Annotated in this window: 26 protein-coding genes and 1 tRNA gene; 11 read left to right on the top strand and 16 right to left on the bottom strand. The window is 66.5% G+C overall.

Going from position 1 to position 21,917, the window contains the following annotated elements; all coding sequences use genetic code 11:
* Nucleotides 1–47 precede the first annotated feature (47 nt).
* Nucleotides 48–2,318 (top strand): NADP-dependent malic enzyme, encoded by a 2,271-nt coding sequence (locus DU502_RS12395; RefSeq protein WP_121920522.1) that lies wholly within the window; start codon nt 48–50, stop codon nt 2,316–2,318.
* Nucleotides 2,319–2,322: 4 nt separating this feature from the next.
* Here the strand turns inward: DU502_RS12395 and DU502_RS12390 are convergent, their stop codons facing one another.
* Nucleotides 2,323–2,760, bottom strand: a complete 438-nt coding sequence (locus DU502_RS12390) for a universal stress protein (protein ID WP_121920523.1) — start codon at nt 2,758–2,760, stop codon at nt 2,323–2,325.
* 181 nt (nt 2,761–2,941) lie between these two features.
* Between DU502_RS12390 and DU502_RS18350 the strand changes: the two genes are divergently transcribed.
* Together DU502_RS18350 and dph5 are read left to right on the top strand one after the other, a co-directional pair.
* Nucleotides 2,942–3,097: a DUF7563 family protein gene (locus DU502_RS18350; protein ID WP_166033678.1), complete on the top strand. Its 156-nt coding sequence runs from the start codon at nt 2,942–2,944 to the stop codon at nt 3,095–3,097.
* A gap of 141 nt (nt 3,098–3,238) precedes the next feature.
* The gene (dph5, locus tag DU502_RS12385; RefSeq protein WP_121920524.1) at nt 3,239–4,033 is read left to right on the top strand and encodes a diphthine synthase; all 795 of its coding nucleotides are present in this window, start codon (nt 3,239–3,241) and stop codon (nt 4,031–4,033) included.
* 36 nt (nt 4,034–4,069) lie between these two features.
* Here the strand turns inward: dph5 and DU502_RS12380 are convergent, their stop codons facing one another.
* The 7 genes from DU502_RS12380 to DU502_RS12350 all read right to left on the bottom strand — a co-directional run bounded on the left by DU502_RS12380 (nt 4,070) and on the right by DU502_RS12350 (nt 11,054).
* Nucleotides 4,070–6,313 carry a PAS domain S-box protein gene (locus DU502_RS12380; RefSeq protein WP_121920525.1) on the bottom strand — a complete coding sequence of 748 codons (2,244 nt, stop codon included), beginning with the start codon at nt 6,311–6,313 and terminating at the stop codon, nt 4,070–4,072.
* Between the two features lie 103 nt (nt 6,314–6,416).
* Entirely contained in the window at nt 6,417–7,361 is a 945-nt protein-coding gene (gene artA, locus DU502_RS12375) for an archaeosortase A (protein WP_121920526.1), read from the bottom strand.
* A gap of 120 nt (nt 7,362–7,481) precedes the next feature.
* Nucleotides 7,482–8,555, bottom strand: coding sequence for an iron transporter (locus DU502_RS12370; RefSeq protein ID WP_121920527.1), 1,074 nt, complete (start codon nt 8,553–8,555; stop codon nt 7,482–7,484).
* 55 nt (nt 8,556–8,610) lie between these two features.
* The gene (locus DU502_RS12365; protein WP_121920528.1) at nt 8,611–9,903 is read right to left on the bottom strand and encodes a DUF7405 family protein; all 1,293 of its coding nucleotides are present in this window, start codon (nt 9,901–9,903) and stop codon (nt 8,611–8,613) included.
* Between the two features lie 60 nt (nt 9,904–9,963).
* Nucleotides 9,964–10,476 carry a winged helix-turn-helix transcriptional regulator gene (locus DU502_RS12360; RefSeq protein WP_121920529.1) on the bottom strand — a complete coding sequence of 171 codons (513 nt, stop codon included), beginning with the start codon at nt 10,474–10,476 and terminating at the stop codon, nt 9,964–9,966.
* Complete coding sequence (locus tag DU502_RS12355) at nt 10,473–10,796, bottom strand: DUF7471 family protein (RefSeq protein ID WP_121920530.1); 324 nt, start codon at nt 10,794–10,796, stop codon at nt 10,473–10,475. The genes DU502_RS12360 and DU502_RS12355 overlap by 4 nt, the downstream gene beginning before the upstream one ends.
* Nucleotides 10,797–10,969: 173 nt before the next feature.
* Nucleotides 10,970–11,054 (bottom strand) — tRNA-Leu (locus DU502_RS12350).
* A 159-nt stretch (nt 11,055–11,213) separates the two neighbouring features.
* Here DU502_RS12350 and DU502_RS12345 point away from each other — a divergent pair.
* Nucleotides 11,214–11,774, top strand: coding sequence for a DUF420 domain-containing protein (locus tag DU502_RS12345; protein WP_121920531.1), 561 nt, complete (start codon nt 11,214–11,216; stop codon nt 11,772–11,774).
* Nucleotides 11,775–11,777: 3 nt separating this feature from the next.
* Here DU502_RS12345 and DU502_RS12340 read toward each other — a convergent pair whose 3' ends face one another.
* Both DU502_RS12340 and DU502_RS12335 read right to left on the bottom strand, forming a co-directional pair.
* Nucleotides 11,778–12,053, bottom strand: a complete 276-nt coding sequence (locus DU502_RS12340) for a DUF7521 family protein (RefSeq protein WP_121920532.1) — start codon at nt 12,051–12,053, stop codon at nt 11,778–11,780.
* Complete coding sequence (locus DU502_RS12335; RefSeq protein WP_121920533.1) at nt 12,050–12,427, bottom strand: winged helix-turn-helix domain-containing protein; 378 nt, start codon at nt 12,425–12,427, stop codon at nt 12,050–12,052. Before DU502_RS12335 ends, DU502_RS12340 begins: the two co-directional genes overlap by 4 nt.
* A 161-nt stretch (nt 12,428–12,588) precedes the next feature.
* Here DU502_RS12335 and DU502_RS12330 point away from each other — a divergent pair, with 161 nt between their 5' ends.
* The 3 genes from DU502_RS12330 (at nt 12,589) to DU502_RS12320 (ending at nt 15,026) form a co-directional block, all read left to right on the top strand.
* Complete coding sequence (locus DU502_RS12330) at nt 12,589–12,990, top strand: ubiquitin family protein (protein WP_121920534.1); 402 nt, start codon at nt 12,589–12,591, stop codon at nt 12,988–12,990.
* 180 nt (nt 12,991–13,170) lie between these two features.
* Nucleotides 13,171–14,286 (top strand): copper-containing nitrite reductase, encoded by a 1,116-nt coding sequence (nirK, locus tag DU502_RS12325; RefSeq protein ID WP_121920535.1) that lies wholly within the window; start codon nt 13,171–13,173, stop codon nt 14,284–14,286.
* A gap of 92 nt (nt 14,287–14,378) precedes the next feature.
* A complete protein-coding gene (locus DU502_RS12320; RefSeq protein WP_121920536.1) occupies nt 14,379–15,026 on the top strand; it encodes a helix-turn-helix domain-containing protein in 648 nt (215 codons plus the stop codon).
* On the opposite strand, the gene DU502_RS12315 is transcribed toward DU502_RS12320, so the two are convergent.
* The 4 genes from DU502_RS12315 to DU502_RS12300 all read right to left on the bottom strand — a co-directional run bounded on the left by DU502_RS12315 (nt 15,023) and on the right by DU502_RS12300 (nt 17,929).
* A complete protein-coding gene (locus DU502_RS12315) occupies nt 15,023–15,796 on the bottom strand; it encodes a halocyanin domain-containing protein (protein WP_121920537.1) in 774 nt (257 codons plus the stop codon). The genes DU502_RS12320 and DU502_RS12315 overlap by 4 nt on opposite strands.
* 109 nt (nt 15,797–15,905) lie before the next feature.
* A complete protein-coding gene (gene purF, locus DU502_RS12310) occupies nt 15,906–17,381 on the bottom strand; it encodes an amidophosphoribosyltransferase (protein ID WP_121920538.1) in 1,476 nt (491 codons plus the stop codon).
* 144 nt (nt 17,382–17,525) lie between these two features.
* Nucleotides 17,526–17,699, bottom strand: coding sequence for a 50S ribosomal protein L37e (locus DU502_RS12305; RefSeq protein WP_049936239.1), 174 nt, complete (start codon nt 17,697–17,699; stop codon nt 17,526–17,528).
* A complete protein-coding gene (locus DU502_RS12300; RefSeq protein ID WP_121920539.1) occupies nt 17,696–17,929 on the bottom strand; it encodes an LSM domain-containing protein in 234 nt (77 codons plus the stop codon). Before DU502_RS12300 ends, DU502_RS12305 begins: the two co-directional genes overlap by 4 nt.
* Before the next feature lie 111 nt (nt 17,930–18,040).
* Between DU502_RS12300 and DU502_RS12295 the strand changes: the two genes are divergently transcribed.
* The 3 genes from DU502_RS12295 to DU502_RS12285 all read left to right on the top strand — a co-directional run bounded on the left by DU502_RS12295 (nt 18,041) and on the right by DU502_RS12285 (nt 19,363).
* The gene (locus DU502_RS12295; protein ID WP_121920540.1) at nt 18,041–18,457 is read left to right on the top strand and encodes a universal stress protein; all 417 of its coding nucleotides are present in this window, start codon (nt 18,041–18,043) and stop codon (nt 18,455–18,457) included.
* A 181-nt stretch (nt 18,458–18,638) separates the two neighbouring features.
* On the top strand, nt 18,639–18,941 hold the full coding sequence (locus DU502_RS12290; RefSeq protein WP_121920541.1) for a hypothetical protein: 303 nt from the start codon (nt 18,639–18,641) through the stop codon (nt 18,939–18,941).
* Between the two features lie 47 nt (nt 18,942–18,988).
* Nucleotides 18,989–19,363, top strand: coding sequence for a hypothetical protein (locus DU502_RS12285; RefSeq protein ID WP_121920542.1), 375 nt, complete (start codon nt 18,989–18,991; stop codon nt 19,361–19,363).
* Here the strand turns inward: DU502_RS12285 and DU502_RS12280 are convergent.
* Together DU502_RS12280 and DU502_RS12275 are read right to left on the bottom strand one after the other, a co-directional pair.
* Nucleotides 19,360–20,820 (bottom strand): RtcB family protein, encoded by a 1,461-nt coding sequence (locus tag DU502_RS12280; RefSeq protein WP_121920543.1) that lies wholly within the window; start codon nt 20,818–20,820, stop codon nt 19,360–19,362. The genes DU502_RS12285 and DU502_RS12280 overlap by 4 nt on opposite strands.
* 35 nt (nt 20,821–20,855) lie before the next feature.
* The gene (locus DU502_RS12275; protein ID WP_121920544.1) at nt 20,856–21,266 is read right to left on the bottom strand and encodes an archease; all 411 of its coding nucleotides are present in this window, start codon (nt 21,264–21,266) and stop codon (nt 20,856–20,858) included.
* A 174-nt stretch (nt 21,267–21,440) separates the two neighbouring features.
* Between DU502_RS12275 and DU502_RS12270 the strand changes: the two genes are divergently transcribed.
* The gene (locus DU502_RS12270; RefSeq protein WP_121920545.1) at nt 21,441–21,917 is read left to right on the top strand and encodes a GNAT family N-acetyltransferase; all 477 of its coding nucleotides are present in this window, start codon (nt 21,441–21,443) and stop codon (nt 21,915–21,917) included.

The following is a 21,917-nucleotide window of genomic DNA, read 5'->3' as shown; positions in this document are numbered from 1 at the left end:
CTGCATGCGCTGTCACCTTTTATCAGGCGACACGCCGAGACGCCGGCATGGGACTCGACGACGATGCACTCGACTACCACCGGCGCGACCCGCCGGGGAAAGTCGCCATCGAGACGACGAAACCGACCAGCACGCAACGCGACCTGAGCCTCGCCTACTCGCCGGGCGTCGCGGCCCCCTGTCGCGCCATCGCGGAGGACTCCACCGACGCCTACACCTACACCTCGAAGGGTAACCTCGTCGGCATGGTGTCGAACGGGTCGGCCGTTCTCGGCCTCGGCGACATCGGCGCGCAGGCCTCCAAACCCGTCATCGAGGGGAAGGGCGTCCTGCTCAAGCGGTTCGCCGACATCGACGTCTTCGACTTCGAACTCGACACCGACGACCCGGACGCCATCGTGGAAGCCGTCTCCCTGACCGAACCCTCCTTCGGCGGCATCCACGTCGAGGACATCAAGGCGCCCGAGTGTTTCGAAATCGAGGAGCGCTTGCGCGAGCGGATGGACATCCCCGTCTACCACGACGACCAACACGGTACCGCCATCGTCTCCGGGGCGGCCCTGCTCAACGCCGTCGACATCGTGGACAAGGAGCTGTCGGACCTAGAAGTGGCCTTCGCCGGCGCCGGCGCGAGCGCCATCGCCACCGCCGACTTCTACGTCTCGCTCGGCGTCCCGCGCGAGAACATCACGCTGGTCGATAGCGAGGGTATCGTCACGACGGCCCGCGCGGACGCTGGCGAGGTCAACGACTACAAGGCGGCGTTCGCGCAGGACTGCCCGGATGGCGACCTGGCCGACGCGATGGCCGGCACCGACGTGTTCGTCGGCCTCGCCGTCGGCGGCCTCGTCGATGGGGAGATGGTGCGGTCGATGGCCCGCGATCCCGTCGTCTTCGCGATGGCCAACCCCGAACCCGAAATCGGCTACCACGAGGCGCGGGCGGCCCGCGACGACACCGTCATCGCCGCCACCGGCCGCTCGGATTTCCCGAATCAGGTGAACAACGTCCTCTGTTTCCCCTTCATCTTCCGGGGGGCACTCGACGTTCGGGCGACGGAGATTAACCAGGAGATGAAGGTCGCGGCGGCCCGGGCGCTCGCGGATCTCGCCCGTCAGGACGTGCCCGACGCGGTGGCGAAGGCCTACGGCGACGAACCGCTCCAGTACGGCCCCGAGTACCTGATCCCCAAGGCGCTCGACCCGCGCGTGCTGTTCCAGGTGGCGCCCGCCGTCGCCCGGGCGGCCGTCGACACCGGTGTCGCCCGCCTCGACCGCGACCTCGACGCCTACGTCGAGGAACTGGAGGCGCGACTGGGGAAGGACCGCGAGATGATGCGGATCGTCCTCAACAAGGCCAAAACGGACCCCAAGCGGGTCGCGCTCGCGGAAGGGACGAACGAAAAGACCATCCGCGCCGCCTCGCAGATGGTCGAGGAGGGAATCGCCAGGCCCGTCCTCCTCGGCGACCGTGACACCATCCGGCGTCGGGTGGCTGATCTCGGCCTCGACTTCGACCCCGACATCGTCGACCCCGCCGAAGCCGACCGCCTCGACGCCTACGCGGACCGCCTCTACGAGGCGCGCCGGCGGAAGGGGATCACCCGCGTCGAGGCCGAGGATCTGGTCCGCACGGATACGGACTACTTCGGGAGCGTGATGGTGGAGATGGGCGACGCCGACGCCCTCCTGACGGGGTTGACCCACCACTACCCGTCCGCCCTTCGTCCGCCGCTGCAGGTGATCGGGACGGCCGAGGACGCCGACTACGCCGCTGGCGTCTACATGCTCACCTTCCGGAATCGGGTGATCTTCGTCGCGGACACGACGGTGAATCAGGACCCCGGTGCGGCCGAGTTGGCAGAAATCGGCCGGCATACAGGTGAACTCGCCCGTCGGTTCAACGTCGATCCACGCGCGGCCTTCCTCTCGTACTCCAACTTCGGGAGCGTCGACAATCGGGGCACGCGCAAACCCCGGCGCGCGGCCGAGATGCTCCGCGACGACCCCGCGGCGGACTTCCCGGTCGACGGCGAGATGCAGGCCGACACCGCAGTAGTGGAAGATATTCTGGAGGGGACCTACGACTTCGCGGAGCTAGAGGAGCCGGCGAACGTGCTGATCTTCCCGAACCTCGAAGCTGGCAACATCGGCTACAAACTCTTGCAACGGCTCGGCGGCGCGGACGCCATCGGCCCGATGCTGGTCGGGATGGACAAGCCGGTTCACGTCCTCCAGCGCGGCGACGAGGTGAAAGACATCGTCAACCTCGCGGGCGTGGCCGTCGTGGACGCGCAGGAACGCGGCGACGGGGCGTAGACCGTCACTCGTCGGTGCCGATGTTGACGACGAACACCGGCACCGTCGCGTTCTCGACGACGCGGTCGGTGACGCTCCCGAGGTGGGCGAGGCGGTCACGCCCCGTGCGGCCGTGGGTGCCCATCGTGATCACATCGATATCGGCCTCCTCGGCGTAGCCGAGAATCGTCTTGTACGGGATGCCCTCGCGGACGCTCGTCACTACGTCGACGCCGGCGTCCCCGGCCGCGTCGGCGATGGATGCAACCGCCTCCTCGCCCCGTTCGGTCAACTGTTCGATCAGGTCCTCGCGGTCCTCGTCGGCCGCGAGTTCGAACCGGCGGTCGACGACGTAGAGGGCGTGAATCGTCGCATCGTGGTTGCGCGCCATCTCGAGGGCGTGTTCGAGCGTTCGGTCGACTCCCTCGCTGCCGTCCGTGGGGACGAGTATCGCGTCGTACATGGGCGAGCGTTGGCTCCCGGGTCACTTCAAACGCCACATCCGGCGCCGCGTTACGGACCGTTGTAAGTCATCACCGGCAGTCGCCGCCCCCGTGGTCTGCGGCTGCCGGTGACCAGTTACAACGATCCGCAGTGTGGGTGGCCGTAACGTACATATCAATTCACGTCACTCATGCGAACGTATGCCGAGCTGCCAGAACTGTGGTTCGTTCGTCACTGACGACTACGTCCGAGTGTTCGCCCCGACCGGCATGACCGAACCGCGCGTCTGTCCGAACTGCGAGGATCTGGTCCGCGACGGCGCGGACGTGCGGCAGGCACGCGCGAGACGCACCTGACTCCCACCCCCGATTCTCTCGCGACCCGTGCGTCCGGCCCGGCGCACGGGTCCCCGCCTCGCCTCTCACCGACGAGTGACGACTGGTGCGGCCGCCGTCCACGACCACCTCGCTTTTACTCGTCGCCCCGGTATCCCGTCCATGCTCACCTTCGTCGGTCTCGGTCTCTACGACGAGCGGTCGATCACGGTCGAGGGGCAGGACGCCCTCCGCGCGGCCGACCGCGTCTTCGCGGAGTTCTACACCAGCCGTCTCGTCGGCACCACGGTCGAGAATCTCGAACGCCACCACGGCATCGACATCGAGGTCCGCGACCGCGCGGGCGTCGAGCAACACCCCGACCCGATCCTCGACGCCGCCGAGAGCGAGGACGTCGTCTTCCTCACCGCCGGCGACACCATGATCTCGACGACACACGTCGACCTCCGCCTGCGGGCCGTGGAGCGCGGCATCGACACCCGCGTCGTCCACGGCGTCTCGGCCGCACAGGCCGCCAGCGGCCTCACCGGCCTCCAGAACTACCGCTTCGGCAAGGCCGTCACGCTTCCCTTCCCTCGCGCGCACGGCGGTGGCGACGTGCCGGCGTCGGTCGTCGAGAGCGTCGAGGCGAACCGCGACCGCGGTCTCCACACGCTCGTCTACCTCGACATCAAGGTCGACGACGGCCGCGGCGACGACGCGGGCGAGACGTACATGACCGCCGACGTGGCCGCTGGGCTGCTGGCGACGGCGTGGCCCGACCGTCTCGCCGTCGCCGTCGCCCGCGCGGGCAGTCCCGACCCCGTCGTCGTCGCCGACCGTCTCTCCGCGCTCGCGACCCACGAGTTCGGCGATCCGTTGCACCTCCTCGTCCTCCCCGGCGACCTCCACCACGTCGAAGCCGACGCGCTCCGGACGCTCGCGGGCGCGCCGGCCGACCTCGTGGACCCGGTCTGAGAGGACGCATCTATCTGCCGTTTCGACGTCCCTCTGTTACGTCCCATCGACGACGATTTCGATCCGCGCACCGCCGTCCCGGCTCTCGGTCACGCGCACGGTCCAGCCGTGAGCGTCGACGACCTGCTTCACGATACTCAGTCCCGCACCGATTCCGTCGCCGCCGGTCGAGTAGCCGCTCTCGAACACCCGGTCACGCTCCGACTCGGGAATGCCGGGGCCGTCGTCGGCGACGTAGAACCCACGTTCCGCCGGGAGGGTGCCGACGCGGACCTGTACGCCTTCGGAGCCGTGTTCGATCGAATCGCCGGACTGCGCCCGGCTGTCGTCGGCCGGAGGCCGACTGCCCGAGGGACCGTGTCCCTCGCTGTCCGTGGAGCCATGCTCCACGCTATTGCGAAATAAATTCTCGAACAACTGCTGGAGGCGGCTCTCGTCCGCCTCGACCGTGTGTTCGTCCTCGACGACGAGCGACGCCTCGTCCGTCGTCATCGTCTCCCAGCTTCGCGTCGCCTGCTCGCCGACCGACACCGCCTGCAGATCGGTCGCCTCGTCGCCCTCGCGGGCGAGCGTCAACAGCTCGCCGATCAGCGTCTCCATCCGATCGTGAGCCTCCGAGACGGCGTCGAGGTGGACGCTCCCCCGCTCCTCGCGGGCGATTTCGAGCCGTCCTTCGGCCACGTTGAGCGGATTGCGCAGGTCGTGGCTGAGAACGCTCGCGAACTCTTCGAGGCGCTCGTTCTGCCGCTCCAGCCTGCGTTCGTACTCCAGCGTTTCGGTGATGTCGCGTCCGATGCCCGCGAAACCGAGCACGTCGCCGGCCGGCCCGTCGAGTCGCGTCGCTTTGAACTCGTAGGGGACGCGCGTCCCGTCTTTGAGCAGGTAGTCCGCACGCACCTCGGTGTGTCCGGTCTCGAACACCGTCTCGACGGCACGCTCGATCCGCTCGCGATGATCGTCGGGGAAGAACTCGGCCGGAGACATCCCGTCTAGTTCCACGTCGGTGTACCCCGTCACCTCCGGGAGCCGGTCGTTCCACCGGGCGAGTTCGCCGTCTCGCCCGAAGACGAAGAACACGTCGTCGAGGGCGTCGAGGCTCTGTTCGAGGAGCGCGCGGTGTTCCCGGAGTTCCCGGTCGCGCTCCTCGCGGGCACTCACGTCGCGGAGGACGCCGACCGAGCCCCGGAACTGGTCGCCCTCGTACGGCAACACGCCCATGTGATCCTCACAGGGGATCGGCTCACCCTCTTTGGGTTCGATCTCCATCTCGAAGGTGACGCTGTCGGGGCCGTCGTCGGCGAGGAGACGACCCAGATGCCGTTCCGTCCGTTCGACGGTCGCCTCGTCTTTGATCAGGTCGGGCGTCGATCCGAGAATCGTCTCGTAGTCGTAGTCCACGAGGTCGACGAACGCGTCGTTGACGTAGAGGAACCGACCCGCCGGCCCCAGTACGTAGACCGCGTCGTCCAGCGACTCGACGAGCGCCCGGTAGCGGTCCCGTTCCTCCGTCCGTTGCTTCCAGTCAGTGATATCGACGACGGTACAGACGAAGTCGCCCCCGGCCGTTCGGGAGACGGTCTGTTCCGCGATGAACGTGCTCCCGTCGGCGCGGCGGCCGGTCGTCTCGCCGCTCCAGTCGCCCGTCTCCTCGACCGTGGGGAGGATCTCCTCCCGGACGAACGCTTCCTCCTCGTCGGGATAGGTCAGGTCACACTTCTCGCCGACCATCTCCGCGGGTGTGTAGCCGTAGAGGTCGGCGTACGCGTCGTTGACGTAGCGGAACCGCTCGTGTGAGTCGAGAATGGCGATCCCCTCGTGGGCGCTCTCGATGGCCGCGAGGTGACGGCGTCGCTGGCGGTCGGCCCACGCTCGTTCGGCGTACTGTCTCACCCGGTCGGCCAGCATCACGTACTGATCGCTCGTCCCGCCTTTCTGCAGGTAATCCGTCGCACTGGCGGAGAACGCTCGACTGGCGACGCTCTCTGACCCTTTCCCGGTAAAGAGGATGAAGGGGATATCGGGGTGATCGGTCCGGACGGCGTCGAGTAGTTCCAGTCCGTCGCGGCCGGGCATCTCGTAGTCGCTGACGATGCAGTCGAGCTCGGTGTCGGCAATCGTCGCGAGCGCCTCGTCCACGCTGGTTGCCGTTTTGGCCTCGATGCGCTCGTCCGCCCGTTCGAGATGGGTCGCGACCACGTCCGCCAACCCGGGTTCGTCGTCGACGACGAGGGTGCGGATCGTTCCGACTAGTCCATCTGTCGACACTGTCTCCTCGTACATGGTCTGTTCCCGCTCCGCCGAGCGTTAGCTGGCCGATTTTTAGCAGATGAATAAAAGTGGTGTGCTACGATTATCAGCGACCGAAAACGGCGACCGGGACTCGCTAGTCGGCGCCCGGCCCAACGTCGCCCCGTTCGGGCAGGTCGAGCGCTTCACGCAGGTCGTACTCCTCGCGCGTGACGATGTAGAGCACGTCCTCGACGATGGTCAGCAGTTCGGGGAGTTCCCGGACCACGAGATACGTGACGCCGACGAGGGCGACGACGGCGAGCACCTGACTGATCACGCGGTCGGAGAGGTAGAAGGACACCTTGTAGGGGTCGGTGCCGCCGAACAGGAACAGCACCTCGTCGACGAACCACTGCATGTACTGCTTGCCGAACATCAGGCCGATGAACGTCGTCCGCAGGATGTTGAGGACGTAGATGACGGGGACGGCGATGGCGAGCGCGCGGAGTTTACGGCCGAGCGGTGCCTTGACGGCGGCGATGAGGCCGACGAAGATGGCGATGCTCCCCAGTCCCGTACACGCGAGGATGATGGAGAACAGGATGACGTGCCCGCCGTCGGTGACGAACTTGAACGTGTTGAGATAGCCCTGATCGCCCTCGACGAGCGTCGGATTGTACCCGAGCAACTCCATCGCCCACTCGGTCTGGCCCGTCGTATGCGAGATGAGGACGTGGCGGGGAGAGGGCAGGGAGAGGCCACCGATGGTGAGCGCCGGAATCGTCTCGAAGGGGAGGTAGACGACGCCCATGACGGCGATGGCCCGCGAGAGGACGAACAGCGAGTCACGGCCCTGATGGAGCAGGTAGCCGACGTACAGCGAGGCGGGGACGGCGGCGAGCGAGAGGAAGCCCTCGACGAAACTCTTCTGGACGAACGCGAAGTGCGGGACGAGCGCCGCCCAGAAGACTGCGAAGACGCCCCACGCTGCGATCATCACCGTGCGCGCGTGCTCGTTGCCTCGCCACCGGAGGACCGTCCCGGCGAGAAAGGAGGCGACGACGGCCCACGCGAGGGCGTCGGTGAGAGGACCAGCCATAGACGATGTAACGATGTCGACCGATAAATCCCTTGTCGTTCATACTGTCGGCTGTACCCGCTTCACGATAATCGTCACCCCGTGGTGGGACATATCGCAATTGACGTACAGTCGGCAGTATCAGGCGACTGAGATCGTCACGTCGGGCATCCCGTCCATGAGGCCGCCGAAGGCCGTCTCGTACCCCTCGTGCCGGGCGGTCTGGGGCTGAACGGTCACCGACAGCGTGAGTTCGTCGCCCGACTCGACCCCGTCGACGACGGCGCCGTAGTGGTAGCCGAGGTCGGGGTCGAGCGTTCGCGCCAGTTCGCCGTCGTACACCGTCTCCCCGTCGCGGGTGAGCGTCCCGGAGAGGGCCATCGCCGGAATCACCATCCGGTTGTACCGGGTGCGTGCCGAGACGGCCAGATAGGGGCCGTCGCCCTCGACGCCCTCCGGCGGCGTCTCCAACGCGGTAGCGACGAGTTTGGCGTCGTTGCTCATCGCCGACCCGAGGACACGCCCCGGCAGATCGGATTCGAGCGGCGCGAAGGCGTTCGGAAGCGCGTCCATCGACATGGGATCGACGGCACCCGGCGTCGCCGCCTCCTCGTCGAACACCTCGAACGAAATCTCGTTTTTCGCCGCCTCGCTGTACTCGAAGGGTATCTCGGCGGTCGTCGGGTCGCCGAACCGACCCGCGAACGCACCGGTCCGCCGGGTCGACATCGCACCGACGCTCAGTCGAACGTCGTAGGTGCCCTCGCCCTCCAGCCCGAAGTTCGCGCCGTAGTGAAAGCCCATCGGCTGGGAGAGCATGGGGTAGATGGCTTCCTGTGAGACCAGCGAGCCGTCACGGTAGATTTCCAGCGACAGGCCGGTGTCCGGCAGGACCGTCCCCGTCTCGGGGTCCCAGACGCTCGCCATCAGGTGAACGGCGTCGTCTTCCTCGATTTCGGTCAGCGAGACGCTGTCGCCGTTGACGTTCCAGAAGCGGTGCGGATAGCTGTAGAACAGGCCGAACGCGTAGTCGCCGCTGGACGCCGTGCCAGCCATCTTCATTCCCTCGACGTGACTCGGGTGGTAGATGCCGTCGGGGCGGTTCTCCGGCACCGGCGGCACGCCTGCCGCACGCGTCTCGACGAGCGTCGAACAGCCGGCGAGGGGGAGCGTACCGGCGAGCGCAAGGGATCGAAGCAGTCCGCGGCGTTTCATGTTCCTCGTTCGGGGGTCACCGTCCAAACCGGTTCTGGTCCGGTTCTCGAACCGTTCACGCCGGTCGGGGCGTCGGGAACGCACGATGCCGGCGCGGCGGCACGAGGAAGTAGCCCCGGCGCCGCACGAAGATGTACTCCAGAATGCCGTTGTTGACCCGCTGGCGAATCGCGGGGGTCACCTCGGTCAGATCGGTGCCGTTCATCGCTCGGCGAACCTCCTCGAAGGCCGTGATCCGACGCTGGAGCGAGGGGAAGTGAAGGCTCGCCACCTTCTGCTCGGAGCCGATATCGTCGGTCGATTCGAAGTGGCGCCGGAGCAGTCGCACGTTGCCGTCGTCGTCGCGGTTCGCCCGTGCAGCCTTCTGGGCGTGGCCGACCCGACCGTACGCCCGGGCGTCCGATTCGAGGTCGTCGACGAACTGATCGATCTTGCTGTCGGCGCCGAGGTTGTCGCCGATGCCCTCGACCAACCCCTGTTCGGCGTAGCCGGGGCTGAACATCTCCATCACCCGCTCCTCGTGGGACTGCTCCTCGTACCAGTCGTCGAGTCGCTGGCGGAGGTTGGCGATGGCTTTCGTCGTGCCGCCGGCGAAGGGACCGGATTCGATGGTGACGTAGTCCTCGGTCGCCTGATTCCCGCGGAAGCCGGCCTTGAAACCCATGAACAGTGGCGATGCCTCGGGGACGGGTTCGGAGTCGGGAATCCCTGCCGCGTCCTGATGGTTCGCGGGCAGGCCGGCGCCGACGAAGCCCGTGCGTCGGGAGTCGACGGTCAGCGGCAGGGTCGGCACCGAGACGCCGTTCGCGGCCTCGCGCTCGCCCCGCAGAGCGCGGTCTGCCTCCAGCAAGGCGTCGGCGCGGTCGCTGGCGAGGTGGAGGACTGCGTCCTGTCGGTCGAGAGTTGGCGATTCGAACGGGGAGAGGGCCGTCGGCTCGGGGAGGTCGATTCCGTCGGGCAACGGCGTGTCGAAGCGGTCGAAGTAGGCCGGCGAGTAGGCGATGGAGTGGAGCAGTCCCTCGTGACTCCACGCGTACGCACGGTCGAGGGCGTCGAGCGTCGCGGCGAGGGCGTCGCGGTCGTCGGCCGAAGGAGGGCCGTCGGAATCGAGGCTCAGATAGAGGAGGATCTGGTGGCTCGGTAACTGCGTGTTGCCGTGGTCGTCGTGGCGCACGTACTCGCGCCAGGCGTGCTGTCGGGCGGGTTTGGCCGCGGGATCGCCCGTCGGCACGGGATCGTTGCTCGTGCGGTCGAGACACGCGCTGAGCGCGCTCGCGCTGCCGAGCGCGACGGCGGCCTTCAGGACCCCGCGGCGCGAGCGGCCGTCTGCGTTGCCGTCGAGAGGCATTCTACGGTAGTTAGGGACTCCCGCCAAAGCGGATTGTGGTTCGGCTCTCGAACGCGAACACTATTCGCCGACGAGATTGTCGACCAGTCGCGTGAATCGGTCGACCAGCCGTTCGGGGACCGTGGGTTCGATCAGCCGGAGTAGCTCCGCCGTCTCGACGGGGCGGGACAGCGCGAGCGTCACGTGTCCCCGGTCGTCGCGCCGCTTCTCGACGAGGTTCTGCTCGATCAGGTGATCGAGGTGCCACTCCAGCGTACTCCGGGCGATGTCGAGGTCCGACGCGACCGGGGCTGGCGCGCTCGGTCCCGCCTCGATCAGGTAGAGCAACACGTCCCGCGCCGTCTCGCGGTGCAACACGGCGACGGCGCCACGCTCCCAGTCGTCGTACTCCGGCGTGTAGTAGTGGGTCCGGCCGTACAGCGACTCGGCGACGACGTCGTCGGTCCGCCGGAGTTTCTTGAGGTGGTACTGGAGCTGTCCCGTCGCGAGGTCGAGTTCCCGCGCGAGTTTGTTGAAGTGGACTCCCGGGTGGCCGGCGACGTACTGGTGGATACGGTCGCGCTGGGCCGTCACGACGCCGACACCTCCCGCTGGACGGTCCGGGCGTAGTACACTGCGCCGACGACGAGCGCGACCAGCACCACGTCGAGACCGTGTTCGAAGAAGTGGTGGTTGGTCGGCGAGAGCCAGCCGAGTGCGCTGACGACGACGACGGCCGACCGGCCGAGCAACGCCGCGAACGCGGCGACGATCAGGAGATACGGACGCGAGCGCCGTCGGACGAAGGCGGCGAAGGCGAGGCCGAGGAGGACCGCCGTTCCGAGGGCGGCGATACTCACGACGGCGAGCAGCCCCGGCGACGCCACGCCGACGACGGCGTGTAACGGAACCATACGCGGCGTTCGCGGCGAGCGTACGTCAACGCTTCGTCGGCGTCGGCGTCGCCGCCGCTGATCGGGTAGTGTCGGGAGAAGTTGTGCGTGGGTGATGTCCCGGATGGGAATCACCTGCATCGCCGCGTCGGCGGTTGCCTCCGCGGTCGGCGGGTCGATCCCGCCTTGTGCGATGCGTGGGACCGGATTTGAACCGGCGGACCCCTATGGGACAGCGCCCTCAACGCTGCGCCGTTGGCCTGGCTTGGCTACCCACGCTCGCATGTGTTCTGTCGTACGCATTCAACCGTTGACGGGGGTATTTGAAATGGCTTTCCTTTTCCCCGCCGTCGATCACGTGACCTGACACGGCACCAATCCGTCAAACGACCGTCGGAACCCGTCGGTGTTTTGTGGTCCGCCTGCCCAACGACGGGTATGCATCTCGATGTCCGTGATCGCGTTCCGGAACTCACCGCGATCCTCTCTCTCGCGTCGCTAGCGCTGGTGTTCGGCGCCGTTCTCGGTGCGATCCCGCGTGGCGCCATCCCGCGCGCGCCGGACGCGGTGCTCGCGGCCATTCCACATATCAACGCCGTCGTCAGCACCCTCGCTATCGTGACCATCCTCGCGGGTGTCGTCTTCGCCCGTCGGCGCGAATTCGACAAACACCGTGCATCGATGTTGCTCTCCGCCGGCCTCTTCGCCGTTTTCCTCGTTCTCTACCTCTACAAGGTCGTACTGGAGGGACCGGCCGAGTTCCCCGGACCGCAGGCCATCTACCAGCAGGTGTATCTCCCCCTCCTCGCGATCCACATCCTCCTCGCCGTCGTCTGCATCCCACTGCTGTACTACGTCCTCTTGCTGGCGACGACCCGCCCGATCACGGCGCTGAGCGACACCGCACACGCGCGCGCCGGCCGCGTGGCGGCGAGCCTCTGGCTCGTTTCGTTCGTCCTCGGCAACGTCGTCTACGCACTGTTGTACGTGGTGTACTGACTCCTATTCGGCGTACAGCGAGTAGACGATGACGGCGAACCCGAGGAACGTGAGCGCGCTCTCGATGACGATGGACTCCGCGAGCGAGATCGACGTGAACTGGTGGCCGACACCCGCGAGGAGGGCGCCAATAGTGATCAGCCCGAAGCCGACGGAGAGCGCCCGGAGCGCGGGCGATCCGGTCCGCCGGTGGGCCTTGAACGAGAGGTAGGTGATGAGACTGCCGAGCAGGAGCGTCCCGGTTTTGACGGCCGCGAGAGCGATGTCGAGGTGGCTCATGTCTCCTTGCGAACCTCCCCCCACAGCGACGCGAGGCGTTCGTCCGCGGTCCGTGCCGGCCGGCCGACAGACACCTCCAGTTTCTGCTCCTCGGTCAGCCCGATTTCGACCCGATCGAAATCGAGTTCGTATCGCGTCGCGTGGTGGCCGTCGGGTCGGATCTCCGTGCCCTCCGCGAGCAGCGACGCCTCCGTCAGTAGGTCCAGTTTTCGGTAGGTCGTGGACATAGGGATATCACACTCCTCGGACACCTCGGTCGCCGTCATCGGCTCGTCGAGGTGCTGGATGATGGTCCGGCAGTCGGGGTCGTCGAGTGCGTCGAGGACCGACTGCAGGTCGGGCGGGTCGTCGCCCGACAGCGGATCGCGCACCATGCCCTCCCCTCACTGGGGGAGTCACTTATACTGTCTGCTGTGCGTCCGGGCAGCGAATGAGCCGCCGTTCGTTCGCAAGCTGGCCGCACGGCTCCGCTCGCCGCTGTTCGAACATGTTCGCAATCAGCTTTTCGGGGGATAATCGCCTATACATATCTGTCATGAGCACGACCACATCGGAGAACCAGACCGAGCGGAAGACGACGACCGTCCACCTCCGCGCGACGGGCCACGTCCGCGACGCGATGGAGACGCCCCACCAGGAGTTCACGTTCGAGGGCGACACTCTGCGTGATCTGCTGGAGGCGTTCTTCGAGGAGCGGCCGGACCTCGCCGAGATGCTGATCGCTGAAACGGAAGCCGAGGCGACGACCGACGGCTGGGCGAAACCGCCCAAGAACCTGCCCGGCACGTGGCACAAGAATCCGGAGGGCGAACAGACCAAACCCTACGCACGGGTGCTCGTCAACGGGAAGTTCAACGAGGTCCTCGACGGCTTCGACACGAAAATCGAGGACGGCGACCGCGTGAGCTTCGTCTACCCGTTCATCTTCTGTTGCTGACGGGACCGTCTCGGCCCTTCGTCCGTCGGCGCTGACCCAACAGTGCGGCAGCCAGCGGGCCGTCTCTCCCCCCATTTATAAGCTCGACGCGAATCAGTTCGCCTCGGGTGCCACCCCGCAAGAATTGGCTCGCCGGTTGATACGTGATGCCCCCAATGATCCAAACAGAGGTGACACCCAATGTTCGAAACGACCCGGCGTCGGGCGCTTCAGGCGCTCGGCATCGGTGGTGCGGCGACGGTGGCAGGGTGCAGTTCGAAAGCGCCGACGGCCGCTGAGACGGAGGCTCAGCGCCAACAGGTCGAGCAGACGTCGACCCCGACGGTCAGTCAGGTGGCCGCGGATCCGACGGACATCCCCGGTCCCATCGACCGGAACCAGCCGAAAACGCACGAAGTGACGCTGACGGTGGAGGAAGTCACCGCCGAAATCGAACCCGGCGTCACCTTCGACTACATGACCTTCGACGGGCAGATCCCCGGGCCGATGATCCGTGTCCGACAGGGTGACACGGTCGATCTGACCCTCGAGAGCCCGTCGGGGAACGCCCTTCCGCACAACGTGGACCTCCACGCCGTCTACGGCACCGGTGGCGGGGCGGTGGCGACGACGGCCGCTCCGGGACAGGAGAACGCCATGACGTTCAAGGCCTCCTACCCCGGCGCGTTCATCTACCACTGTGCCGTGCCGAACCTCGACATGCACATCAGCGCGGGTATGTTCGGCATGATCCTGGTCGAACCGAAAGGTGGCCTCCCCGAAGTCGACCGCGAACTCTACTTCGGCCAGCACGAGGTGTACACGGACGGCGATGTGGGGCAGGAGGGCAAGCACAGCTTCGACATGAACGCGATGAAAAACGAGGCCCCGACGTACGTCCTGCTGAACGGCGAGAAGTACGCGTGGGCGGCTGCCAACCGCGGCCCGGTCGAGGTCAATCAGGGCGAACGCGTCCGCGTGTTCATGGTCGACGGCGGACCCAACCTCTCCAGTAACTTCCACCCCATCGGCAACGTCTGGTCGCGAGCCTACCGCGACGGCGGTCTCCCCGAGGACGGGAACTTCGAGGCCTACGCCGACAAGAACATCCAGACGATGAAGGTGCCGCCGGGGAGCTGTATGATCGGCGAGATGGAGACGCCGGTCCCCGAACGGATCAAACTCGTCGACCACGCCCTCAGCCGCGTCGCTCGGAAGGGGATGCTCGCGGAAGTCGACGTGCTCGGGGAGGAACGCGAGGAGATTTACGACCCCGACGCCCACGGCACCAGCCACGAGGGGGCGCTGTACGGCTGATACCACGCGCGCCGGTTCGCCCGCCTCGGGCGACCTGTGACATGCCACTCCGTTTTCGCGGTCTTATATGCGCGGGCGCCTACCGTGCCTTCATGCCCACGGCGAAGCTGGCCGTCACGCTCCCCGACGATATCTGGATCGCTGACCTCTCGACACGGTTCCCCGACGCGACGTTCCGCGTGCTGGCGGCGCTCCCCGACGAAAACACGGGCGTCGGTCTGGTCGAAATCACCGCGGCCGACGTGGGCGGCGTCCTCGCCGGACTGGACGAGTCCGAGGGCGTCCGCGTGTTCGAAACTCTCTACCGGGGCGACGACCGGGCGCTCGTGCAGTTCGAAACCGACGACCCGCTCCTCCTCCTCTCCATCCGGAACTCGCGGGCACCGTTCGAACCCCCCGTGACCATCGTCGACGGCATCGCCGACCTGGAGATCACCGCGCCGCGGGACCGTCTGTCCTCCCTCGCCGATCAGTTTCGGACCTTCGGCCTCCAGTTCGACGTGCGGTCCGTCCGCACCTCCATCGACTCGGAGTCGGTCGTCACCGACGGCCAGCGACGGCTGATCGAGACGGCGGTGGAGCAAGGCTACTACGACACGCCCCGGACCTGTACACTGACGGAACTCGCCGACCACCTCGGAATCGCCAAATCGACGGCCAGCGAACGTCTCCACCGGGCCGAGAGCGCGATCATTCGCGCGTTCGTCGCCGACGAGGCCGCCGTCAGCAGCGAAAACTAGTCCTCGTGGCTCGGTTCGCCGTGCTCCGCACCCACACCCACTTCGTCCGGCGGGCCACCCGTCTTGTTCCGCAGCATCAACACGAGGCCGAAGACGATGGGTGACAGGAACGCCGCGACGAGCGAACCGCCGACCATCAGCGACATCACGGTGCTGCTCTGACTGTCGCCGCCACCACTTCCGCTGCCGCTGCCACTGCCTTCTCCACCGCTGCCGCCACTTCCACTGCCGCCGCTCCCGCCACTGCCACCGCCGCCACCGCCACTGCCGCTACTGCCGGCGACGACTTCGGCACCGTCGGGGACGGCATCACCGACGACGACGACGCCTTTCATCCCCAGCGCCTTGTGAGGCTGGCAGAAGTACTTGACGACGCCGCTGGATTCGAACGTGTGTTCGAACGTGAAGCCGGCTTCCTGCTTCAGTTCGCTGGAGAAGTCGCCGGAGTCGGCGGCGACGTTGTGCATCCCGCCGTTGCCCGTCCACTCCCAGGTGACCGTCGTCCCGGTGTCGACTTGGATCGCGGCCGGCCCGAACCCGTACGCGCCCTGGTTCGCCTCGGTGCCGACCTGGACGGTCACGTTGCCCGATCCCGTCTGGTCGTGGACGCCGTCGTAGTTGCTCACGTCACTCATCCACCCACCGAACGGCCCGGACTGTGCGGCTGCTGTTCCGGTCGCCCCCGCACCGACGAGTCCGGCTCCGACGGCACCCGCGCCTGCCCGCATCAGCCGTCGCCGTCCTAGCCGAACGTCGCGTTCGTCACTCATTGTCGCTTCACCGTAGACGCGACCCCCTCAAAAATATTGCCGGTTTCACGCTCACTTGCCGGTATATATATTGGCCTTCAAGACGATTGACAGGAGTTGGTGCGGCCGATCAGTCGCCCGCCGGCGCCGACTCGCTTCCGACGACCGGTCGCGACACGTCACGGTCGGTCGACTCGCCGTCGATGTCGTAGGGGTACTCGCCGGTCACACAGCCGAGACAGAGGTCACCTTTCGCGCGGCCGAGTACGTCCGCAATGGCGTCGATGGAGAGATAGGAGAGGCTGTCGGCGCCGATGATCTCGCGGATGTCGTCGACGCTCTTGTCCGCGGCGATGAGTTCGTCGCGACTCGCCATGTCGATACCCATGTAACACGGGGCGACGATGGGCGGCGCGCCGATGCGGACGTGGACCTCCTCCGCGCCAGCGTCGCGGATCAGGTCGACCAGTTGCGTCGAGGTGGTGCCACGGACGATGCTGTCGTCGATGATGGTGACCGTCCGGCCCTCGACCGTGCTCCGGATCGGGTTGAGTTTCAGGCGGACGGCGCGTTCGCGTTCGTCCTGGGTCGGCATGATGAACGTGCGGCCGACGTAGCGGTTCTTCATCAGGCCCTCCGCGAACTCCACGTCGGCGCCGTCGTCGTTGGCGGCCTCGGCGTACCCGGACGCGAACGAGCGCCCGGAGTCGGGGACGGGCATCACCACGTCCGTCTCGATACCGCTCTCGGCCCAGAGTTCCCGACCCAAGTCGCGGCGTGCCTCGTAGACGAGTTCGTCGTCGATGATCGAATCGGGGCGAGCGAAGTAGACGTGTTCGAAAAAGCAGTGGGCGGTGGCGTCGCGGTCGACGAGTTGATAGGAGTCGAATCCCGATCCGTCGGATTCGAGAACGATCAGTTCGCCCGGCGCCACGTCGCGGACGAGTTCGCCGTCCAGCGTGTCGATGGCGGCCGACTCCGAGGCCAGTACGTAGCCGTCGTCGAGCTTTCCGATACAGAGCGGCCGATTGCCTTCGGGGTCGCGCACCCCAAGGACGGCCTCGTCGTGCATGATCGTCAGCGCGTAGGAGCCGTGGATGCGGCTCATGGTTCGCTTGACTGCGCGGACGAGGTCCTCCTCCAACAGGTTGCGTGCGAGGTCGTGAGCGATGACTTCGGTGTCGCCGTTGGAGGTAAAGGCGTGACCGAGCGCTTCCAGTTCGGAGCGAATCTCCCCGGCGTTGACGAGGTTACCGTTGTGTGCGAGACCGAGCGAGCCCGATTTGAACGAGACGGAGAACGGCTGGGCGCAAGAGGCGTTGACGCCACCCGACGTGGGGTAGCGCACGTGCCCGATGCCCGTCTGCCCGTTCAACTGGTCGAGGTCGGCGGCGTCGAACGCGTCGCCGACCAGTCCCATCTCGACGTGGCTGTGTTGCTGGAAGCCGTCGTGTGTCACGATACCTGCCGACTCCTGCCCCCGATGCTGGAGTGCGTACAGGGAGTAATACAGGGGACGTGCGGCGTCGCGGTCCGAAAGCGAAACCCCGACGACGCCACACTTCTCGGTCATCCCGGTGGTACGGTGATCCCGCCCGTGTGCCATGGGCGTTCGTACTGTACCGCGGGGTAAAAAGCCACGCTATTGGCGCGCGCCACGCACGCGTTGCCACAATCGTAACCACGCGGCTCAACGTCGGAAACGACGACGAACGGGAGGAAAGGTGTGAGAAAGAACCGGACCGATTCGTTACTCGCCGGCCTTGCTCTGCCACTCGTAGTCGCGGCGCTTGGCCGACTTGCCGAAGCCGCACGACGAGCAGACTTTCTTCCGGACGTGGTAGGACTTCTCGCCACAGCGTCGGCACTTGACGTGTGTCGTCTTGTTCTTCTTGCCCTGAGACGGCGTTCCTGCTCCGGTCATGTACTTATCGTCACGACGTTGTCGCCGCGTATAATGGTTGTGTTGTCGACCGACTCGATCTCCGGCTCGCCGAGGATGCCCTCGCCGACTTCCTCGGCCGGTTCGAGCACGACGTTCATGTGCTGGTCGTAGCCACCAAGGAGGCCATGAAACGCCCGGCCGTCCTTGAGATGTACCGTCACGTCCTCGTCTAGCGAGGCCTCCAGCACGTCGAGGGGTCGTCCGCCCATGCCAACAAAAGCGGAGGGTCGGAATAATAAACGTACCGAAGGTCACGCCTGCCGCTTCCGACATCGGCGTCCCGCCCGAGTCTTTATTCGTCCGACAGCCGTAGCCTAGATATGGTTTCTCGTATCTTGGTGCCGGTCGACGACTCCGATATGGCGGCCGGAGCGCTTCGATACGCACTCGAGACCTTCCCCGACGCGACGATCACGGTCCTCCATGTCAGCGGTGGACCGTCGCCGATGATGGGGGAGGCGACCGAAATCGCCCTCTCGGACGACCCCGACAGCGTGGCGGACGCGTACGCCGAGGAAGCACTCGATCGGGCCCGCGACATCGCCGCGGAGTACGGCGCAGACATCCAAACCGAGGTTCAAGTGGGCCACCCCGCCCGGACGATACTCGATCGCGCCGGCGATTTCGACGCCGTCGTGATCGGGAGCCACAGCGGAGGGCTGATGGATCGGCTGTTCGTCGGTAACGTCGCCGAGAAGGTCGTCCGCGAATCGCCCGTCCCCGTCACCGTGGTATAGCGGGTGGCCGACGGCGTCGTCGTACTACGGCCGACAGTGTAATACGGATTATTGTAACTGTGTACCGGTGGTTCGCCGGACCGTCTCGACGAACCACCGGTACTGACTTACAATAAACCGTATAAGTCACCACCCCGGTCCGAACGCGACCATATAAGTCCGTCTCGCCCCTACCACATCCGTGAGCTACCCCGTCACCTACTACTGCCCGCGGTGTGAGGCTATCGTCGAACTCGAACGCGAGGGCTACCTCGCCGACCGCTCGGTGACGCCCTACCCGCTCGAGGGATGGACGTACGTCGACGCCGACGAGGACGTGGAGGCCGCCGACGGCGTCCGCTTCGTCTGTGGCGAGGACGGCACCCTCCGCGACGACGACGCCACCGGCTGTGGCGAGCCCTTCTACCTCAGCTACGTCCGCTACGAGAACGGCGAGGAGGTCGACCCGGTCCCCGAGAGCGAGTACGTGCGGCTGGGGTTGTAGACGCCGACTGGCACCGTCTTTATTTGTTGACACATCGTCGATACCGTATGGTCCCACTCCAGCAGTCTCCAGACGGCGTCTTCGGCCTCGTCGTGATCGGTCTGGTCTTTCTCACCGGCCTCGCCTTCTTCGCCGCGATCCTCTACACCGAACACCGCAAGGAGATGAAGCTCATCGAGACGGGACAGTACGCCGAACAGCAGGAGTCGGGCACGTGGATGCTGGCCGCCGGCCTCCTGTTGCTCGCGCTCGGCCTCGCGGACTTGCTCCGGGCGGCCTGGGCGGGCGCCGTCCCGGAGGAGGGCCTCACGCTCACGTTGCTCGGCGTCGCCGCGCTCGTGTATTTCGCCTTTCACCGGCGCGAAGCGCGGCGGGCGGCGGACCGCGACGCCAACACCGATACGTCGCCGAACGAGCGCTAGCCCTTGATGTTACAGACCGGATACGTCCGCGCCACCTTGTCACCGATGCCGAGGGCGTCAGAGACGCGCACCACCTCGTCCACGTCCTTGTAGACGCCGGGGGCTTCCTCGGCCACCGTCGCGCCGCTCTGGGCCTTGACGTACACCTGATTCTGCTCGCGGAGTTCGTCCTGTACCGTCTCGCCCCAGAACTCCTGTTTGGCCTGCGTCCGGCTCATGAGCCGGCCGGCGCCGTGGGCGGTGGAGCCGAACGTGAGGTCCATCGACGACTCGCCACCCCGAAGGACGTAGCTCCCCGCGCCCATGCTCCCGGGGATGATGATCGGCTGGCCCACGTCGCGGTAGGCGGACGGGACTTCGGGGTGGCCCGCCGGGAACGCCCGCGTCGCCCCCTTGCGGTGGACGTAGAGTTCGCGCTCCTCGCCGTCGACCGTATGAATCTCCTTCTTCGCGATGTTGTGCGCCACGTCGTACAGCAGGTGCATGTCCATCGACTCCCACGAACGGTCGAAGACGCGCTCGAACACCTGCCGGACGCGGTGCATGATCAACTGGCGGTTCACCCACGCGAAGTTGATGCAGGCACACATCGCGCCGTAGTACTCCTCCGCGAGTTCGGAGCCCGCGGGCGCGGCCGCGAGTTCCTTGTCCGGCAGTTCGGCCAGGAGGTCGCCGTGGCGCTTCTCGATCTTTCGCAGGTAGTCGGTGCAGGTCTGGTGCCCCAGCCCCCGGCTCCCGCAGTGGATCAGGACGACGATCTGATTCGGTTCGAGACCGTACGCGTCGGCCACGTCGTCGCGGTACACGTCGGTCACGCGCTGGACTTCGAGGAAGTGGTTGCCGCTGCCCAGACTCCCGAGCTGATTCTTTCCTCGATCCTTCGCCTTCTGGGAGACGGCGCTCGGGTCGGCGTCCGGGCGGACGCCCTCGTCCTCGCAGTGGGTCAGATCCTCCTCGACGGCCCACCCCTCCTCGAGCGCCCAGTCGACGCCGCGGGAGAGGACGGCCTCGACGGTGTCGATGTCGCTCTCGACGACGCCGCCGCCGCCGAGGCCCGACGGGACGTTGGCGAAGAGGGCGTTCACGAGTTCCTCCTCGTGGCCCTGCACGTCGTCGTAGGCCAGATTTGTTTTCATCATTCTAACTCCGCAATTAATGTCGTAACCCACAGAACCGGGCGATATACAGCCGTTCTCCGTATCCGTCGCTCCCACGCCGCCGACGGGGAAGCCGTACCCCTGATGCCCGTCCGGCATGCAGATGGCGTGGCCGGTGATCCCGGGGAGGTGCGTCGCGTTCTTCAACTGCTGGAGCGTCTTGTCCTCGCCAATCTCCTCCAGCAGCGCCTCGCTCGCCAGCACTCGCGCGGGGACGCGCATGTCGCCCTCCCGTTGAATCTCCCAGACGAACTCCCGAACTCGTTCGAGCTGGATGCCGTCGAACTCGCGTGTGGTCATGCTCGAACCGACGTGACCGACGCGGGAATACGTTACTACACGTCGAGGACGACGTAGGCCTCCCAGCCGTCTTCGCTCTCCTCCACCCGCATCTCCGAGTACGTCACGGCCTTCACGTCCCGAGCGGTCACGTCCGCGAGTGGGACGCCGCGGGTGCTCGCCTCGATCACCCACTCCTCGCCCGCCTCGCGCACCGTCGCCTCGTTGTCGACGGGGAGAACGCCCCGCACGTCGCGTTCGTAGATGAGCTGGTCGAGATAGTCGAACAGGAGGGCTTCGAGCCCTTCGGCCCGGACGGTGAAGGAGAAGCGGTCGCCCGTCTCGGGGACGTGGTCACACATCGCGGCGGCGAGGCCGTCGGCGGCGGCGGCGAACGTCTCCCCGAGGTCCGCGCCGGTCGCCGCGACGGCCACGTCGGCCGTGTGGGGGCGGAGTTCGTAGCTCATGGGTGGACCGTGGCGGGGAACGGTGAAAACGGTTCCCGACGCCGGGCGAGAATCGGCAGCGATTGCTCGCGGGAAAACAGCGTCCATTACGACGATCCGTACGACTACCAGAAGCCGGCGACGATGGTCGACGGCGATGAAGTTATATTAGCCACCCTCGCTAGAGTTGCGGTAGTGAGCGTCACTGTCGAGAAACGCGTCGATGGTCCCGGCGCGACCGACCACGCCGGCGAGGCTTGGGATCTCAAAGAGCGTATTCGCCGGCAAGAGGGCGTCCTCAAACAGCGCAAGCGCTTCTTCATGGATGCCTACCGGCGGGCGACGACCTACCTGCTCTATCTCGACGACGACCTCGTCGGCTTCGCCACCGTGCGACGCGACGGGTACATCCTCTTTCTCGCCGTCGCCCCCGAACGGCGTGGTGAAGGGTTCGGCCGCCGCCTCGTCGCGGAAGTCGCGGAGGACCACCGCACCGTCACCTGTCACGCCCGGACGACCAACGAACGCGCCCTCGACTTCTACGAATCCGTCGGCTTCGAGATCAAACGGCGGATCGAGGGGTACTACGAGGACAACGGCGACGCGTACTATCTCCGTCTCGGGCCGGACGAGCGACTCCGGGATCGGCTCTCCGAGTTGATCCGGCCCTAA

It is taken from the genome of Haloplanus aerogenes, assembly GCF_003856835.1.
GTDB classification, from domain to species: domain Archaea; phylum Halobacteriota; class Halobacteria; order Halobacteriales; family Haloferacaceae; genus Haloplanus; species Haloplanus aerogenes.
Note: the sequence above shows the minus strand (reverse complement) of the source record. Positions and strands in the feature narration are given on the sequence as shown.

Bases quoted from the DNA above. Each gene is read 5' to 3' on its own strand.
- purF (WP_121920538.1), bottom strand. From the start codon at position 17,381: ATGGCACACGGGCGGGATCACCGTACCACCGGGATGACCGAGAAGTGT.
- DU502_RS12345 (WP_121920531.1), top strand. From the start codon at position 11,214: ATGCATCTCGATGTCCGTGATCGCGTTCCGGAACTCACCGCGATCCTC.
- DU502_RS12300 (WP_121920539.1), bottom strand. From the start codon at position 17,929: ATGGGCGGACGACCCCTCGACGTGCTGGAGGCCTCGCTAGACGAGGAC.
- DU502_RS12330 (WP_121920534.1), top strand. From the start codon at position 12,589: ATGAGCACGACCACATCGGAGAACCAGACCGAGCGGAAGACGACGACC.
- nirK (WP_121920535.1), top strand. From the start codon at position 13,171: ATGTTCGAAACGACCCGGCGTCGGGCGCTTCAGGCGCTCGGCATCGGT.
- DU502_RS12305 (WP_049936239.1), bottom strand. From the start codon at position 17,699: ATGACCGGAGCAGGAACGCCGTCTCAGGGCAAGAAGAACAAGACGACA.
- dph5 (WP_121920524.1), top strand. From the start codon at position 3,239: ATGCTCACCTTCGTCGGTCTCGGTCTCTACGACGAGCGGTCGATCACG.
- DU502_RS12285 (WP_121920542.1), top strand. From the start codon at position 18,989: ATGGTCCCACTCCAGCAGTCTCCAGACGGCGTCTTCGGCCTCGTCGTG.
- DU502_RS12365 (WP_121920528.1), bottom strand. From the start codon at position 9,903: ATGCCTCTCGACGGCAACGCAGACGGCCGCTCGCGCCGCGGGGTCCTG.
- DU502_RS18350 (WP_166033678.1), top strand. From the start codon at position 2,942: ATGCCGAGCTGCCAGAACTGTGGTTCGTTCGTCACTGACGACTACGTC.
- DU502_RS12320 (WP_121920536.1), top strand. From the start codon at position 14,379: ATGCCCACGGCGAAGCTGGCCGTCACGCTCCCCGACGATATCTGGATC.
- DU502_RS12370 (WP_121920527.1), bottom strand. From the start codon at position 8,555: ATGAAACGCCGCGGACTGCTTCGATCCCTTGCGCTCGCCGGTACGCTC.
- DU502_RS12280 (WP_121920543.1), bottom strand. From the start codon at position 20,820: ATGACCACACGCGAGTTCGACGGCATCCAGCTCGAACGAGTTCGGGAG.
- DU502_RS12335 (WP_121920533.1), bottom strand. From the start codon at position 12,427: ATGGTGCGCGATCCGCTGTCGGGCGACGACCCGCCCGACCTGCAGTCG.
- DU502_RS12355 (WP_121920530.1), bottom strand. From the start codon at position 10,796: ATGGTTCCGTTACACGCCGTCGTCGGCGTGGCGTCGCCGGGGCTGCTC.
- DU502_RS12380 (WP_121920525.1), bottom strand. From the start codon at position 6,313: ATGTACGAGGAGACAGTGTCGACAGATGGACTAGTCGGAACGATCCGC.
- DU502_RS12315 (WP_121920537.1), bottom strand. From the start codon at position 15,796: ATGAGTGACGAACGCGACGTTCGGCTAGGACGGCGACGGCTGATGCGG.
- DU502_RS12275 (WP_121920544.1), bottom strand. From the start codon at position 21,266: ATGAGCTACGAACTCCGCCCCCACACGGCCGACGTGGCCGTCGCGGCG.
- artA (WP_121920526.1), bottom strand. From the start codon at position 7,361: ATGGCTGGTCCTCTCACCGACGCCCTCGCGTGGGCCGTCGTCGCCTCC.
- DU502_RS12295 (WP_121920540.1), top strand. From the start codon at position 18,041: ATGGTTTCTCGTATCTTGGTGCCGGTCGACGACTCCGATATGGCGGCC.
- DU502_RS12340 (WP_121920532.1), bottom strand. From the start codon at position 12,053: ATGAGCCACCTCGACATCGCTCTCGCGGCCGTCAAAACCGGGACGCTC.
- DU502_RS12390 (WP_121920523.1), bottom strand. From the start codon at position 2,760: ATGTACGACGCGATACTCGTCCCCACGGACGGCAGCGAGGGAGTCGAC.
- DU502_RS12395 (WP_121920522.1), top strand. From the start codon at position 48: ATGGGACTCGACGACGATGCACTCGACTACCACCGGCGCGACCCGCCG.